The sequence below is a fragment of the Nocardia yamanashiensis NBRC 100130 genome (assembly GCF_001613325.1).
GTDB lineage: Bacteria > Actinomycetota > Actinomycetes > Mycobacteriales > Mycobacteriaceae > Nocardia > Nocardia yamanashiensis.
The window spans coordinates 363,430-378,106 of record NZ_BDCD01000017.1; the positions used below are offsets into that span (position 1 = coordinate 363,430).

A 14,677-nucleotide genomic window follows, 5' to 3' on the forward strand; every position below is an offset into this window, starting at 1 on the left:
TGACATATTTTTAGGTCTGCTCTAAGTTTGTTCGCGATGGCTACCGCAATCGTGAGTGAAGACGCAATCAAGGACTACCTGCGGCAGATCGGGCGCACCGCCCTGCTGACCGCCGCCGAGGAGTACGCACTCGGCGAACGCATCGAAGCCGGTCTGCTCGCCCAGGCCCGGCTCGACGAATCCGGAACCACCACAAGCGAACTCACCACCGAGGAGCGCCGCACGCTGACTCGCACCGCCACCGACGGCCGGCGCGCCCAGGACCACATGGTCCGCGCCAATCTGCGCCTGGTGGTCTCCATCGCCAAGCACTACACCGCGCCCACCGGCATGTCGCTGCTGGATCTGACCCAGGAGGGCACCTTCGGGCTGATGCGCGCCGCACAGAAGTTCGAGCATCGCCGCGGGCTGAAGTTCTCCACCTACGCCACCTGGTGGATCAGGCAGTCCATCGGCCGCGCGCTGTCCGAGCAGAGCCGCACCATCCGGCTGCCCGGCCACATCGTCGAAGCGCTCAACAAGGTCCGCCGCACCCAGCGCACCCTCGCCCCGCAACTCGGCCGCGCCGTCACCCCCGAGGATGTCGCCGCCGAACTGTCGCTACCGGTCGAACAGGTCCGCGAGTTGATTCGCCTGGACCGCGAACCGCTTTCCCTCCACCAGCCGATCGGCGACGAAGACGCCACCGAACTCGGCGCACTCATCCCCGACCACCTTCCCGACCCGTCGGTCACCGTCACCGACGCCGCCGCCCACGACCAACTGAAGCGCGCCCTAGCCACCCTGGCCGAACGCGAGGCACAGGTCATCAGCCTGCGCTACGGCCTCGACGGCTCCGACCCCCGCACCCTCGAGGAAGTCGGCCGCGTATTCGGCGTCTCCCGCGAACGCATCCGCCAAATCGAAGCCAAAGCCATGCAGAAACTCCGCCAGCCCTCCCGCACCCGAGGCCTCACCGACCTCCTCGGCTGAGTCACCCTCCCTCGGCCGAGCCGACCCACTCGGCCGAGCCGCCCCAGAGGGGCCGGCGGCTAAACCGGCGGGCGATCCGACCCAGACGGGGCGGGGGCGAAACCGGCGGGCATTCCGCCGCATCCCCCAACCTTGATTCGCCCGGCCCGCCGTTCAGGCGGGCCGGGCGGCTTATCATTCCTGGCGCGGATGCTTCCGCCGGAACTTACTCTGGAGTAAGGTTGAGCGAGCGAGTGCGACGGTGCACATCGAACGCCGAACCTGTGAGGTCAACTCCCATGGCATGGAAGCCCAGCCAAATCTCGGACCAGTCCGGGCGCACCTTCGTGATCACCGGCGCCAATGGCGGCATCGGCGAGCAGACCAGCAAGGTGCTCGCGAGCAAGGGCGCGACGGTGATCATGGCCTGCCGCAATACCGCCAAGGCGCAGGAAGTCGCCGACAAGATCGACGGTGATGTGCGGGTAGCGGCGCTGGATCTGGCGTCGCTGGACTCGGTGCGCGAGTTCGCCGAGAAGTCCGGCGAGATCGACGTGCTCATCAATAACGCGGGCCTGATGAACATTCCGTTCTCGCGCACCAAGGACGGGTTCGAAACCCAGTGGGGCGTCAACCATCTGGGCCACTACGCGCTCGCCGGCCTGCTGCTGGACAAGATCCGCGACCGGGTGGTCACCCTGGCGTCCATCGCGCACCGGCAGACGCCGAAGCTGTGGATCGACGACCTGAACTACGAGAACCGCCGCTACCAGCGCAATCTCGCCTACGCGCAGTCCAAGCTGTCGAACCTGATGTACGCCCGCGAATTCCAGCGCCGCCTCACCGAGGCCGGTTCGGCCAAGCGCTCCTACGGCGTGCACCCGGGTGTCTCGGCCACCGATCTGTTCGCCCGCACCGAGACCCCGCTGGACAAGATCTCCAAGCCGTTCGTCCGCCTGGTCGGGCACTCCCCCGCCCGCGCCGCGCACTCCTCGCTGTTCGCCGCCACCGAACCCGACGCCGATCCCACCGTCTACTGGGGTCCGAACCGGTTCCGCGGCACCCAGGGCCCGGTCGAGCCGTGCTCCTCCAGCCGCCTGTCCCAGAATCGCGAACTCTGGCAGCGGCTGTGGGCCGAGTCCGAGCGTTTGACCGGCGTCACATACAAGTTCTGAGCCCGCTCCCGATCGGCTCCCCGGCCGCCGCGACCTTCGTCGCGGCGGCCGCGCTTTCCCCGGACCTCTTACTACGGGGCGCGTAGTAGGCAGGTACCGTGGAGGACGTGTCCGCTCCCCAACGCCGCCCGGCCTTGATCGTGTTCGTGGTCGTGGCGGCCGCGGCGTGCCTGGGCCTGGGTTACTGGCAGTGGGGGCGCTTCGAATCCGGCACGGGCACCGCCCAGAATCTCGGCTACGCGCTGCAGTGGCCGCTGTTCGCCGGCTTCGTGGTCTGGGCCTACTTCCGATTCGTGCGCTTGGAACGCGACGCGGAGGAAGAGTCCGCGCCGCAGGCCCCCGGCGAGACCGCGCCCCGCGCCCAGCGTGTGAAGCCGGTCGCGCCGCGCGAGATTCCCGCGGGCCTGCTGCCCGAACGCCCCAAGGCGGTCAAGGACGAGGATCCGGAACTCGCCGAATACAACCGATACCTGGCCGATCTGCACGCCCACGATCTGGATCAGGCGATCCGGGACGCGGGGCTGCGCAATACCGAGAGGAACGCCGGTTGACCACCAGCGACAATTCGACCGAAGCCACCGTCGCGCCCCGGCCGATCGGCGCCGCGACGACCGAGAAGATCCGCGGCGCGCTGCTGCGCTACCGGATCCTGGCCTGGATCACCGGTATCTGGCTGCTGGTGCTGACCGGTGAGATCGTCTACAAGTACCTGCTGCTCGACGATCGCAACGACGCGCCGAGCTGGTTCTTCTACATCGGCCAGGTGCACGGGCTGTTCTACATGCTGTACCTGGTCTTCACCATCGACCTCGGCATCAAGGCGCGCTGGAAGCCGGTGACCACGCTGCTCACCTGCCTGGCGGGCACGGTGCCGTTCCTGTCGTTCGTGTTCGAGCACAAGCGGACTCAGGAAGTGAAGGGCGCCTTCGGGCTCTAGAAACCCCAGTTCCAGATTCGCGCCCCGCCATTACTGTGGCGGGGCGCGGTCGTCTCCGGCCGGTCGAGCAACAGCCCCCTACTGCGAAACAGGGTCCGGGGACCTGATCCCCGAACCCCATTGTTCTTTCCCCGCAGGGGAATTCAGTCCTGCGCGAGCGCCGCCAGCGCGGGCAGCAGCTGCCGCAGGGCCCGGCGGCGATGCGACACCGCGTCCTTCTCGGCGGGGGTGAGCTGGGCCGCGGACACCTCGCCGCCCTCCGGCACGAACAGCGGGTCGTAACCGAATCCGCCGTCCCCCACCGGTTTCCGGGCGATCGTGCCCGGCCATTCCCCGCGCACGATCTCCTCGACGCCGTCGGCCACCAGCGCGCACGCCGACACGAACCGCGCGCCCCGGCGCTCGTCCGGCACGTCACCGAGCTGCGCGAGCAGCAGGGCGTTGTTGGCCTCGTCATTGCCGTGCGTGCCCGACCAGCGCGCCGAGAGCACCCCCGGCATGCCGTTGAGGGCGTCCACCGCGATCCCGGAATCGTCTGCGATACAGGCCAATCCGGTCGCGGCGAACCCGTCCCGGGCCTTGGCGACGGCATTCCCCTCGAAGGTCGCGGCGGTCTCCGGCGCTTCCTCGTAGGGCGGCACGTCGTTCAGGCCGATGATCTCGATGCCCGCGATCCCGGCCTCGTCCAGGATCCGGCGCAATTCGTTGAGCTTCTTGGCGTTCCGGCTCGCCACCAGCACCTGACGCGGCATTATCGCTTCTTCGCCTCTTCCGGTTCCGGCAGCGCGCCGGGGTACGGCAGGGCCAGGGCTTCCTTCTGGATCGCGAAGATCTGCTCGCAGCCCGCCAGCGCGGAGTCCAGCAGCTTGTCCAGGGTGGAGCGCGGGAAGGTGGCGCCCTCGCCGGTGCCCTGGATCTCGACCAGGGTGCCGGTGTCGGTGGCGACCACGTTCATATCGACCTCGGCGCGCGAATCCTCCTCGTACGGCAGGTCCAGCCGGACCCGGCCGTCGACCACGCCGACGCTGACGGCGGCGATGGCGCACGAGATGGGCTGCGGATCGGTCAGCTGCCCGGCGGCGGCCAGGTAGGTGACGGCATCCGAGAGCGCCACGTAGGCGCCGGTGATGGCGGCGGTGCGGGTGCCGCCGTCGGCCTGCAGCACATCGCAGTCGATGGCGATGGTGTTCTCGCCGATGGTGGACAGGTCGATGCAGGCGCGCAGCGAACGCCCGATCAGCCGGGAGATCTCCTGGGTGCGGCCGCCGACCTTGCCCTTCACCGATTCGCGCCCGGAGCGGGTGTGGGTGGCGGCGGGCAGCATGGCGTATTCGGCGGTCAGCCAGCCCAATCCGGAATCGCGCCGCCACGGCGGCACCCCGTTGGTGACGCTGGCGGTGCACATGACCCGGGTCTGCCCGAACTCCACCAGCACCGAACCCGCCGGATGCGTGGTGAACCCACGGGTGATCTTTACCTCGCGGAGTTCGTCATCCGCACGTCCATCGGCTCGTTTCGACACGGCAGTAGCCTAACCGCGCGCGGAGACAAGTGAGCAAAGGCCCGGCCCGCGCCGAAACGCGGGCCGGGCCGTTCACTTACCGGGTGGCGACGCCACCGTCAGATGTCGAAGACCTCGCCGGGCGAGACCGCGTGCACCGGACCGGAGTACACGGCCTTGGCTTCGGCGATGACATCCTCGCGCGAAGTCCACGGCGGAATGTGGGTGAGCAGCAGTTCACCCACGCCGGCCTGGGCGGCGATCAGACCGGCTTCGTGGCCCGAGAGGTGGATGCCGGGCGGGCGATTGGCCGGATCGTGGGTCCAGGACGCCTCGGACAGCAGCACGTCCGCGCCCTGGGCGAGCTCGAAGACCTCGTCGCACAGCGCGGTGTCACCGGTGTAGACCAGGGTGCGGCCGTTGGCGGTGGTGATGCGCAGCCCGTAGGACTCCGGGGGATGGAACATGCGGCGTGCTTCCACGGTGTGCCCGGGCCCGAAGCCGATGGGCGCGTCGGTCACCCACTGGCGCATGTCGATGACGTCGGACCAGTCGTCGGTCTCGCCGCCGATCTCGGCCGAGGCGTTGCCGATCCGCAGCGAGGTGTCGGACGGCCCGTAGACGATGGCCTTGCCGCTCGGCGGATTCGGGTGGTAGCGCCGCCACACCAGCAGACCGGGCAGGTCGAGGCAGTGGTCGGCGTGCAGGTGAGTCAGGAAGATGTCGACTTCACCGGGATCCAGATAGCGCTGCAACGCGCCGAGCACTCCGGGTCCGAAATCGATCACGGTGGGAGTCATGTCCGGGCCGGTGAGCAGGTATCCCGACGCCGGGGAATCCGGGCCGGACACGCTGCCCGAGCACCCGATGACGGTGAGGCGCATTCCCCCATGCTGCCACGCTGCTGTCTCGCTCAAAGGAGGGATCCCCCAAAACGCCGACCGGGTCCAGCGTCACCCCGACGTAACAGGGCGGCCGGCGTTGGCCCCGCGACGATGACGACGTTCATGAGCAGAGAGTACCCATCCGGCAACCAGACCACCCACCGCCCCGAAAAGATGCCCTTGCCAAGAGATTCCGGGCTGTCCGGGTAGCACGCCCCACAGGATCGAGCCGTACAGCAACCCCACCCCCACGCTGACGGCGACGAAGACCCAGTTCCGGGCCAGCCAGCCCCAGCACAGCAGGTAGGTCAGCCAGCCGAAGACCAGCACCGAGGCGCCCACGTGCACGGACCCGGTGGCGCCGGTGAGCCACACGCCCGTTCCGGCGATCACCCAGATGATCGCGGTCGCGGCCAGGCCCCGGCCGATCCCGGTGAGCAACGTGAGCAGGCCCAGGACCAGCACCGGGAGGGTGTTGCCGATCAGGTGTTCCCAATTGGCATGCAGCACAGGTGCGAACAGGATGCCGTCGAGGCCGTCGATCTCGCGCGGCTCCACCCCGCCCTCGTAGTCGAGCCGGTCCCCGGTCACCTGGTCGACGGCTTCTACCCCGTAGAGCAGACCGGTAAACCCGAGAATGATCACAATGGCGCGCTGCCACAACAGCTTCACCGGATTGCCCGGGCGCGCCGGATCGCCCGCCGGCCGGATCGGATTCGGGGAACGCGAGCCGGGACTGTCGAGCTGCCTGCGCAGCCGCTCGATCCGCTCCGGGTCGAACGACGCTCCTACGCCACCCATGGCAGCACCTCCTGGCTCCCGCTCTCCTCACCGAGCGTACCGACGGGCGCGCGGCTCAGGCCCAGAGTTGCCCGTCGAGGCGCTCTTCGGCTTCTTCCAGGGTGCCGTCGTAGGCGCCGGTGGAGAGGTATTTCCAGCCGCCGTCGGCGACCACGAAGGCGATATCGGCGGTCTTGCCCGCCTTCTGCGCCTTGCGGGCCACGCCGAGCGCGGCGTGCAGGATGGCCCCGGTGGACACGCCCGCGAAAATGCCCTCTTCCAGGACCAATTCGCGGGTGCGCTTCACCGCGTCGTACGGGCCGACGGAGAAGCGCGAGGTCAGCACCGATTCGTCGTAGAGCTCCGGCACGAAGCCCTCGTCGAGATTGCGCAGCCCGTAGACCAGTTCGCCGTAGCGCGGTTCGGCGGCCACGATCTCGATGCCGGGGACCTTCTCGCGCAGGAATCGGCCGGTGCCCATGAGGGTTCCGGTGGTGCCGAGGCCCGCCACGAAATGCGTGATCTCGGGCAGGTCGGCGAGGATCTCCGGCCCGGTGGTCTCGTAGTGCGCGAGCGCGTTGGCCGGATTGCCGTACTGGTAGAGCATCACCCAGTCCGGATTTTCGGCGGCGATCTGCTTGGCCAGTGCCACAGCCTGATTGGAGCCGCCCGCGGCCGGGGAGTCGATGATCTCGGCGCCGAACATGGTCAGCAGCTGCCGCCGTTCCACCGAGGTGTTCTCCGGCATCACGCAGACCAGCCGGTAGCCCTTGAGCTTGGCGGCCATCGCCAGGGAGATGCCGGTATTGCCGCTGGTCGGTTCGAGAATCGTGCAGCCGGGGGTGAGCCGTCCGTCGGCCTCGGCCTGCTCGATCATGCGCAGCGCCGGACGGTCCTTGATGGAGCCGGTCGGATTGCGGTCCTCGAGCTTGGCCCACAGCCGCACGTGGTGCTCGCCGTCCCATTGCGGGGACAGGTTCTTCAGCCCGACGAGCGGGGTGTCGCCGAGCGTCGCGATCAGCGACTCGTAGCGCGCCACGGTTAGCGCGCGCCGCCGGCGACCGCCGGAAGAATGGTCACGGTGCCGCCGTCGGTCACCTCGGCGTCCAGCCCGCCCGCGAAGCGCACGTCCTCATCGTCGATGTAGATGTTCACGTAGCGGTTCAGCTTGCCGTCCTTGAGCAAACGCTCCTTCAACCCCGGGAAATTGGCTTCCAGGTCGTCGATGAGCGCGGCCAGGGTCGCGCCCTCGCCCTGAACTCGCTTCTCGCCCTTGGTGATCGGGCGCATGATGGTCGGAATGGACACGGTGACCGGCATGACTGGGACTCCTTGCTTTCAGGTGGTGACGATCTGGACGGGCTCTTCCTGGACCTGCCCGTCCAGAATCCGATAGCTGCGCAGCTCGTGCCGCTCCGGGTCGCGGGTGGAGATGAGCACGTAGTGGGCATTGGGTTCGGAGGCGAAGGAGATGTCGGTGCGACTCGGGTACGCCTCGGTCGCGGTGTGCGAGTGGTAGATGACCACCGGCTCCTCGTCGGCGGCGTCCATCTCACGCCACAGCTTCAGCTGTTCACCGGAATCGAACTCGTAGAAGGTCGGCGAGCGCGCGGCATTGATCATGGGAATGAAACGCTCGGGCCGGTCGGACCCCTCGGGCCCGGCGATGACCCCGCACGCCTCGTCGGGATGGTCGGCGCGGGCGTGCGCCACCATGGCGTCCACCAGGTCGGCCCTGATCACCAGCACTGTCGCATCCTTCCGATCCCGGCGCGGCTCGGCCGTGGCGGCCAAACGTTGTCGTCAACAGGTGAGAATATTCGGGTATTCCCGGCGCGCCCGCGCACACCCCCTGGTCAGGCTCCGAACAGTTCCCCGTAGGCCGGAATCCCCGCGACCGAGGTGGCGGACAGGATGGCGTCCACGATGGCCCGCTCCACGCACACCGCGGCGGCGGTGCAGAGCTGGTCGAGCAGCAGCAGATCCGACGGGAAGGCCGGGGGCAGTGGGAAATCCGGCTGTGCTGCGGCCTGCCCGGTGGCCAGCGCGAAGATGGTGTCGCCGTCCAGCGGCGAATGCGCGGGCCGGACCGCGCGGGCGATGCCGTCCTGTCCGGTGGTGGCCAGGCGGCGGCACGCGGACTTGTCCAGGGCGGCGTCGGTGGCGACCACGCCGATGGTGGTGTTGAGCACGGTGCCCTTCACCGCCAGGGCATTGGCGGCGGCCAGCTGTTCGGCGGTGGCGGGCCGCAGGGCGAAATGCTCGGCCCCGTCGGTGCCGCTCCCCCACGGCAATCCGGTGCGCGGATCGAAGACCGAGCCGACCGGATTGGCCACCATGATCGCGCCGACGGTGACGCCCGCGGCCGGGCCGTCGGTGAATTTCACACTGGCCGTGCCGATTCCGCCCTTGATGGATCCGGCCCGCGCCCCCACGCCCGCTCCGACCGAACCGCGCGCGAAGTCCTGGCTCGCGGCATCGGCGGCCAGGAAACCGAAGTCGGCGTCGGGGCGGATATGCCACGAGCCCACCGGCAGATCGAAGATGACCGCGCCCGGCACGATCGGCACCACGCGGGCCGGATCGGCGGGATCCATCGGAATGCCCTCCTTGTGCTCCTCGCACCAGCGCATCACGCCGTCGGCGGCGGCCAGCCCGTAGGCGCTGCCACCGGTCAGCAGGATCGCATTCACCTGCCGCACAGTGTTTCCCGGATCCAGTAGGTCGGTCTCCCGGGTGCCGGGGCCGCCGCCGCGCACGTCCACCGAGGCGACCGCGCCGCCGGGCACCCGCACCACCGTGCACCCGGTGGCCGCGCCCGAGCCGATGGCGGCGTTCTCGTCCAGGGCGTGATGGTGGCCGACGAGCACGCCCGCCACGTCGGTGATCGAATTGCGCGGTCCGGCAACGCTGTTCACACGGTTCTCCTGTCCGGGAAGGCGGTCGGCGCTAGGGCGCGAGGGCTTGCAGCAGGGAGTCCTGCATCCAGGTGAGCCAGTGATAGACCTCGAGGCTGGGCGCGCGCGGGTCGTCGGGATCGAGCTGATCGGGGGTGTCGGCGCTGATGTCGAGCGCGGTGCCCAGCGCCAGCCGGACGTCGTTGAGCGCGTTCAGCCAGGCGTCGGCCTGTTCGGGGGTGAGCACGATCTTCCCGCCCTGCGGCGGCAGCGTTTCCAGCACCACCAGCCCGGCCGAGACCTTGGCGTCGATGATCTCCGGCTCGTGCAGGCTGCGCAGCGCGCTGTTCATATCGGCGCGCTCGGCATCGGGCGAACCGGGTTCGCTGCGATGGAAATCGGGCAGCAGCCGGCGCAATCGCGGATCGTCGGGCGGGGTGTTGTTGCCGAGCTGTAGCCCGGTGAGGGCGGCCAGATCGTCCTCGGGGGCCGAGCGGGCCCGGTCGGTGAGCAGTCCGGTGACGGCGCCGACGAGCGACCGCAGGACCTCCGCTTCGTGGCCGTCCATTTCCGACTTCAGTTTCAACCCGCCCAGGGAGTTCTTTCTGCTCCACTTCCGCACGGGTTCACCGTAGTCGCCCGGATCAGTCGTCACGCTGCATGGTCGCCCACAGTCCGGCCGCGTGCAGGCGTTGGACGTCGTGTTCCATCTTGTCGCGCGAGCCCGAGGACACCACGGCCTTGCCCTCGTTGTGCACCTTCAGCATGAGCTCGGTTGCCTTGCCTTTGCTGTAACCGAACAGCTTCTGGAAGATGTACGTCACGTAGTGCATGAGGTTGACCGGATCGTCCCAAACGACCGTTACCCAGGGCCGATCCTCGGCCTCCAGGATTTCGCTGTACTCGATCGCCTCGGGGGTCGCCTGTGCCGCCGACAGTGTCACGTTCCCACCGGCCGGACCGGCGGCGACCCGGACAGTGTCATCTGTACACAGACCCATAACGTCCAGGGTACGACTCGACTGCTGATAAACAACAGCCCGCGACACGCCGACAAGCGACCGCAAGACGCCCCGGCGTCCCGGGCGTGGCGCGGGGACGTGGCGAGGCCGGGGCATATGCCTAGAGTGGGGAGCGTGAAGATCGCTGATGGCGTGACGAGCACCGCACTGTTGACCGATCAGTATGAGCTGACGATGCTCGCGGCGGCGTTGTCCGACGGGTCCGCGCAAAGGCAGTGCACCTTCGAGGTATTCGCCCGGCGATTGCCGCACGGCCGCAGGTACGGCGTGGTCGCGGGGACCGGGCGATTGCTGGCCGCGCTGGCCGAATTCCGTTTCGGGCCGGACGAACTCGCGGTGGTGTCGAAATTCCTGGACGAGCGCACGCTGGAATGGCTACGCGGGTACCGGTTCTCGGGGGATATCGACGGGTACCGGGAGGGTGAGCTGTATTTCCCGGGCTCGCCGATCCTGACCGTGCGCGGCACCTTCGCCGAATGCGTCCTGCTGGAAACGCTGATCCTGTCGATCTACAACCACGACAGCGCCATCGCGGCCGCGGCGGCGCGCATGATCAGCGCCGCGGGCGGGCGGCGGACCATCGAGATGGGTTCGCGCCGTACCCACGAACTCGCCGCGCCGGCCAGCGCCCGCGCCGCCTACCTGGCCGGGTTCGACGCCACCTCGAATCTGGAGGCGGCCCGCACCTTCGGCGTGCCGAGCGCGGGCACCAGCGCGCACGCGTTCACCCTGCTGCACAGCGGATCCGACGGCGCGCACGAGGCCGAGGCGTTCCGCAGTCAGGTGGCGGCGCTGGGCGTGGGCACCACGCTGCTGGTGGACACCTTCGACATCACCAAGGGCGTGGCCACCGCCATCGAGGTGGCGGGGCCCGAATTGGGCGGCGTCCGAATCGATTCCGGTGATCTCGGCGTGCTGGCCCGCCAGGTGCGCGACCAGCTCGACGCGCTGGGCGCGACCCGCACCCGCATCGTGGTGTCCGGTGACCTGGACGAATACGCGATGGCCGCGCTGCGCGCCGAACCCGTGGACGTGTACGGCGTGGGCACCTCGCTGGTCACCGGATCGGGCGCGCCGACCGCCGGGATGGTCTACAAGCTCGTCGAGGTCGAGGGCGTGCCGGTGGCGAAACGCAGCTCGCACAAGGAATCTCGTGGCGGCACCAAGAAGGCCGTGCGCTTGTCCCGCTCGACCGGGACCGTGGTCGAGGAGATCGTCTACCCGGCCGCCGCCGCACCGCCCGCGCCCAACGGGTACCAGAGCCGCGACCTGCAAACGCCGCTGGTACGCGGCGGGGAGGTGCTGCCGGACCAGCCGACCTTGCAGGAGAGCCGGGACCTGGTGGCGCGCGGGCTGGTCAGCCTGCCGTGGGAGGGTTTGAAGCTGTCGGACGGGGAACCCGCTATTCCGACGACTTTTCTGAGTTGATCACCGGCTCGCCGGAGTCGGTGGCAGCGGCTCGGCGCGCCTGCACCTTCCCCGCGATCGCCGCCGCCACGAACAGGAGGATCAGCACGACCACCGCGTAGCCGACCCCGTTGCGCAGGCCGTGCAGGACCAGACTCACCCAGGCGCCCGGATCGTCGGGCCGGTCGCCCAGCGCCACCGTGGTGACGATGGTCCCACCCATGAAGCAGAACGCGGAAACCACCGCGAACCGCAGTATCCAGGCAATGTGCTTCCCCGCCATGTCGTTCCTCTCGGGCAAGGGCCGATGACGCCGCGTGGACCGACTGGGAGCCGGGCGGCACAATGCAATACGAGCGCCGGACCCGCCCGGGTTCAGCCGCTGGCATCGGGAGGAAGCCATGAGCCGGGCCTTGATCGTCGTCGACGTGCAGAACGATTTCTGCGAAGGTGGGTCGCTGGCCGTCACCGGCGGGGCGGCCGTGGCCGATCGGATCTCCGAGTATCTCGGCGTGTCCGATTACACCGCCGTGGTGGCCACCCGCGACTTCCACATCGATCCGGGCGCGCACTTCTCCGCCGCGCCGGACTATGTGGACAGCTGGCCGCCGCACTGCCGCGCCGGCACCGCGGGCGCGGAGTTCCACCCCAACCTGAATATCGCCCCCATCGAGGAGATCTTCTCCAAAGGGGCCTATACGGCGGCCTATTCGGGTTTCGAGGGCACCGCCACCGACGGCTCCACCACCCTGGCCGACTGGCTGCGCGAGCACGGCATCGACGCCGTCGACGTCTGCGGCATCGCCACCGACCACTGCGTGCGCGCCACCGCCCTCGACGCCCGCGCCGCCGGTTTCGACACCCGCGTCCTGCTCGGCCTCACCGCCGCCGTCTCCCCCGCCACCGTGGACACCGCCCTGGACAAACTGCGCGCCGCGGGCGTCGAACTCGCCGGAACCCTGGAGAGCTGACCCTGGTGTGACGCGACCGGGGTGGCGCGAAACCGCCGCTCGCCGAGGTTTGCGTGAGGTTGTCAGCGGGGCTCGGTAATCTGGCCGCCGTGCCCGAACTCCCTCCCGTACCGAAGCTCTTGGCCACCGCAGTGCAGGCGCTGGGAGGGAAGGAACGCAAAGGTCAGCAGACCATGTCCGCGGCGGTGGCGCATGCCATCGACACCGGGGAGCATCTGGCGGTCCAGGCCGGGACCGGCACGGGCAAGTCCCTGGCCTATCTGGTGCCGAGCCTGCGGCACGCGGTGCGGACCGGACGGACCGTGGTCGTCTCGACGGCGACCATCGCCCTGCAGCGGCAGCTGGTGGACCGGGATCTGCCGCGCCTGTCGGAGGCGCTCGCCGAACCGCTCGGGCGGGTCGCGCAATTCGCGATTCTCAAGGGCCGCAACAACTATCTGTGCCTGAACAAGGTCAACAGCGCGATCCCGGACGAACCCGCCGAAGCCGAGCTGTTCGACGCCTTCGCCATCTCGCGGCTCGGGCGCGAAGTGCAGCGGCTCAACGAATGGGTCTCCGAGACCGAGACCGGCGACCGCGACGAGCTCACCCCGGGCGTCAGCGACCGCGCCTGGCGGCAGGTGAGCGTGAGTTCCCGTGAATGCCTCGGCAAGTCGCGCTGCTCCTTCGGGCAGGACTGCTTCGCGGAGAAGGCGCGCGCCGAGGCCGGCAATGCCGATGTGGTGGTGACCAATCACGCGCTGCTGGCCATCGACGCCATCAGCGGCATCCAGGTACTGCCCGAACACGATGTGGTGGTGATCGACGAGGCGCACGAGCTGGTCGACCGGGTCACCGGCGTGGCCACCGCCGAACTGTCCACCGCCTCGATCAGCGCCGCCGCCAAGCGCTGCACCAAGCTCATCGACGAGCAGGAGGTGGATCGCCTGGAGGGTGCGGCCGAGGCCTGGCACGCGCTGCTGGACGATCTGAACCCCGGCCGCTGGGATCGCCTGCCCGACGGCGCGGCCCCCGTGCTGGCGCTGGTCCGCGATGCCGCCTGGAACGCCCGCACCGCTCTGAATCCGCAGGGTTCCAGTGCGCCGCAAGGGGATCCGGAAGGCGCGGCCGCCCGCAATCAGGCGCTCGCCGCGGTCGAGGAGGTGCACGACGCGGTGGTGCGGGTGCTCGAGACCTTCGAGGAACCCGATCCGGCCGCCCATCGCGATGTGGTGTGGCTGGCGTCGGACGAACTGCGCGGCGTCGCCCGCCGCACCCTGCACATGGCCCCGCTCTCGGTGGGCGGCCTGTTGCGCAGCCGCCTGTTCGCCGAGGCCACCGTGGTGCTGACCTCGGCGACCCTGCAGATCGGCGGTTCCTTCGACAATCTGGCGGTCACCTGGGGTCTGCCGCCCAAGTCCGCGAGTCAGGTGGATCCGGCGCTGGCCTCCGGCAAGGAAGCACCGTCGGACGAGAAGAAGCTGCGCTGGGAATCGGTCGACGTGGGCTCGCCGTTCGACCACGCCAAATCCGGAATTCTCTATGTGGCCAAACATCTTCCGGCTCCGGGCCGGGACGGGCTGCCGCAGTCCTACATGGACGAGATCGAACGGCTGATCACCGCCGCGAACGGCCGCACACTGGGCCTGTTCTCGTCCATGCGCGCCGCCAAGGCCGCCACCGAACTGCTGCGCGAACGCCTGGACACCCCGATCCTGTGCCAGGGCGACGACGCCACCGGCGCGCTGGTGCGCAAGTTCGCCGACGACCCGGAAACCTCACTGTTCGGGACGCTTTCGCTGTGGCAGGGCGTGGATGTGCCGGGCCCGTCGCTGAGTCTGGTGATCCTGGACCGGATTCCGTTCCCGCGCCCGGACGATCCGCTGCTGGTGGCCCGGCAGCGCGCGGTGGAATCGCGGGGCGGCAACGGTTTTCTGTCCGTCGCGGCCAATCACGCGGCGCTGCTGCTGGCGCAGGGCACGGGGCGCTTGTTGCGCAGTGTGGACGATCGCGGAGTTATCGCAATTCTGGATTCTCGCCTGGCGACCGCGCGCTATGGCGGATATCTTCGCGCCTCGCTGCCGCCCTATTGGGAAACGTCCGATCCCCAAGTTGTGGTGAAAGCCTTGGCGCGACTTACTAAAACGAGTTAACAAATGCAAGAACGTCTGTG

Annotated in this window: 18 protein-coding genes; 7 read left to right on the plus strand and 11 right to left on the minus strand. The window is 69.0% G+C overall.

Annotated elements, in window-relative coordinates; translation table 11 throughout:
- Positions 1 to 51: 51 nt before the first annotated feature.
- The 4 genes from NY1_RS20175 to NY1_RS20190 all read left to right on the plus strand — a co-directional run bounded on the left by NY1_RS20175 (position 52) and on the right by NY1_RS20190 (position 3,063).
- The gene (locus NY1_RS20175; RefSeq protein ID WP_233434397.1) at positions 52 to 972 is read left to right on the plus strand and encodes a sigma-70 family RNA polymerase sigma factor; all 921 of its coding nucleotides are present in this window, start codon (positions 52 to 54) and stop codon (positions 970 to 972) included.
- A 278-nt stretch (positions 973 to 1,250) separates the two neighbouring features.
- On the plus strand, positions 1,251 to 2,126 hold the full coding sequence (locus NY1_RS20180) for an oxidoreductase (RefSeq protein ID WP_067715436.1): 876 nt from the start codon (positions 1,251 to 1,253) through the stop codon (positions 2,124 to 2,126).
- A 98-nt stretch (positions 2,127 to 2,224) separates the two neighbouring features.
- A complete protein-coding gene (locus NY1_RS20185; RefSeq protein WP_084535135.1) occupies positions 2,225 to 2,677 on the plus strand; it encodes an SURF1 family protein in 453 nt (150 codons plus the stop codon).
- Between the two features lie 44 nt (positions 2,678 to 2,721).
- On the plus strand, positions 2,722 to 3,063 hold the full coding sequence (locus NY1_RS20190) for a DUF3817 domain-containing protein (RefSeq protein WP_067715670.1): 342 nt from the start codon (positions 2,722 to 2,724) through the stop codon (positions 3,061 to 3,063).
- A gap of 143 nt (positions 3,064 to 3,206) precedes the next feature.
- Here NY1_RS20190 and NY1_RS20195 read toward each other — a convergent pair whose 3' ends face one another.
- From NY1_RS20195 to clpS, 10 genes are all read right to left on the minus strand, one after another.
- Complete coding sequence (locus NY1_RS20195) at positions 3,207 to 3,815, minus strand: non-canonical purine NTP pyrophosphatase (protein WP_067715438.1); 609 nt, start codon at positions 3,813 to 3,815, stop codon at positions 3,207 to 3,209.
- Positions 3,815 to 4,585 (minus strand): ribonuclease PH, encoded by a 771-nt coding sequence (gene rph / locus NY1_RS20200; protein ID WP_067715442.1) that lies wholly within the window; start codon positions 4,583 to 4,585, stop codon positions 3,815 to 3,817. Before rph ends, NY1_RS20195 begins: the two co-directional genes overlap by 1 nt.
- 98 nt (positions 4,586 to 4,683) lie before the next feature.
- A complete protein-coding gene (locus tag NY1_RS20205) occupies positions 4,684 to 5,448 on the minus strand; it encodes a cyclic nucleotide-degrading phosphodiesterase (RefSeq protein WP_067715444.1) in 765 nt (254 codons plus the stop codon).
- A gap of 69 nt (positions 5,449 to 5,517) precedes the next feature.
- Positions 5,518 to 6,249, minus strand: a complete 732-nt coding sequence (locus NY1_RS20210; protein ID WP_084535137.1) for a rhomboid family intramembrane serine protease — start codon at positions 6,247 to 6,249, stop codon at positions 5,518 to 5,520.
- Between the two features lie 55 nt (positions 6,250 to 6,304).
- Complete coding sequence (locus NY1_RS20215; RefSeq protein ID WP_067715446.1) at positions 6,305 to 7,267, minus strand: PLP-dependent cysteine synthase family protein; 963 nt, start codon at positions 7,265 to 7,267, stop codon at positions 6,305 to 6,307.
- A 2-nt stretch (positions 7,268 to 7,269) separates the two neighbouring features.
- Positions 7,270 to 7,548, minus strand: a complete 279-nt coding sequence (locus NY1_RS20220; RefSeq protein WP_067715448.1) for a MoaD/ThiS family protein — start codon at positions 7,546 to 7,548, stop codon at positions 7,270 to 7,272.
- Positions 7,549 to 7,566: 18 nt separating this feature from the next.
- A complete protein-coding gene (locus NY1_RS20225; protein WP_067715678.1) occupies positions 7,567 to 7,977 on the minus strand; it encodes a M67 family metallopeptidase in 411 nt (136 codons plus the stop codon).
- Positions 7,978 to 8,084: 107 nt separating this feature from the next.
- Positions 8,085 to 9,146 carry a P1 family peptidase gene (locus tag NY1_RS20230; protein ID WP_067715450.1) on the minus strand — a complete coding sequence of 354 codons (1,062 nt, stop codon included), beginning with the start codon at positions 9,144 to 9,146 and terminating at the stop codon, positions 8,085 to 8,087.
- A 31-nt stretch (positions 9,147 to 9,177) separates the two neighbouring features.
- On the minus strand, positions 9,178 to 9,747 hold the full coding sequence (gene aosR / locus NY1_RS20235) for an oxidative stress transcriptional regulator AosR (RefSeq protein WP_067715681.1): 570 nt from the start codon (positions 9,745 to 9,747) through the stop codon (positions 9,178 to 9,180).
- Positions 9,748 to 9,769: 22 nt separating this feature from the next.
- Positions 9,770 to 10,126, minus strand: coding sequence for an ATP-dependent Clp protease adapter ClpS (clpS, locus tag NY1_RS20240; RefSeq protein WP_157762378.1), 357 nt, complete (start codon positions 10,124 to 10,126; stop codon positions 9,770 to 9,772).
- Positions 10,127 to 10,243: 117 nt separating this feature from the next.
- Between clpS and NY1_RS20245 the strand changes: the two genes are divergently transcribed.
- Entirely contained in the window at positions 10,244 to 11,575 is a 1,332-nt protein-coding gene (locus NY1_RS20245) for a nicotinate phosphoribosyltransferase (RefSeq protein WP_067715457.1), read from the plus strand.
- On the opposite strand, the gene NY1_RS20250 is transcribed toward NY1_RS20245, so the two are convergent.
- Complete coding sequence (locus NY1_RS20250) at positions 11,550 to 11,837, minus strand: hypothetical protein (RefSeq protein ID WP_067715460.1); 288 nt, start codon at positions 11,835 to 11,837, stop codon at positions 11,550 to 11,552. The two genes, NY1_RS20245 and NY1_RS20250, sit on opposite strands and share 26 nt — an antisense overlap.
- A gap of 118 nt (positions 11,838 to 11,955) precedes the next feature.
- On the opposite strand from NY1_RS20250, the gene NY1_RS20255 reads away from it, so the two are divergent.
- Positions 11,956 to 12,525: a nicotinamidase gene (locus NY1_RS20255; protein WP_067715462.1), complete on the plus strand. Its 570-nt coding sequence runs from the start codon at positions 11,956 to 11,958 to the stop codon at positions 12,523 to 12,525.
- Positions 12,526 to 12,614: 89 nt separating this feature from the next.
- Positions 12,615 to 14,657 (plus strand): ATP-dependent DNA helicase, encoded by a 2,043-nt coding sequence (locus NY1_RS20260; RefSeq protein WP_067715468.1) that lies wholly within the window; start codon positions 12,615 to 12,617, stop codon positions 14,655 to 14,657.
- The last annotated feature ends 20 nt before the right edge of the window (positions 14,658 to 14,677 follow it).

Coding starts and splice junctions, on each gene's coding strand:
- NY1_RS20180 (WP_067715436.1), top strand. CDS start 1,251: ATGGCATGGAAGCCCAGCCAAATCTCGGACCAGTCCGGGCGCACCTTC.
- NY1_RS20195 (WP_067715438.1), bottom strand. CDS start 3,815: ATGCCGCGTCAGGTGCTGGTGGCGAGCCGGAACGCCAAGAAGCTCAAC.
- NY1_RS20205 (WP_067715444.1), bottom strand. CDS start 5,448: ATGCGCCTCACCGTCATCGGGTGCTCGGGCAGCGTGTCCGGCCCGGAT.
- NY1_RS20210 (WP_084535137.1), bottom strand. CDS start 6,249: ATGGGTGGCGTAGGAGCGTCGTTCGACCCGGAGCGGATCGAGCGGCTG.
- NY1_RS20220 (WP_067715448.1), bottom strand. CDS start 7,548: ATGCCGGTCACCGTGTCCATTCCGACCATCATGCGCCCGATCACCAAG.
- clpS (WP_157762378.1), bottom strand. CDS start 10,126: ATGGGTCTGTGTACAGATGACACTGTCCGGGTCGCCGCCGGTCCGGCC.
- NY1_RS20245 (WP_067715457.1), top strand. CDS start 10,244: ATGCCTAGAGTGGGGAGCGTGAAGATCGCTGATGGCGTGACGAGCACC.
- NY1_RS20250 (WP_067715460.1), bottom strand. CDS start 11,837: ATGGCGGGGAAGCACATTGCCTGGATACTGCGGTTCGCGGTGGTTTCC.
- NY1_RS20255 (WP_067715462.1), top strand. CDS start 11,956: ATGAGCCGGGCCTTGATCGTCGTCGACGTGCAGAACGATTTCTGCGAA.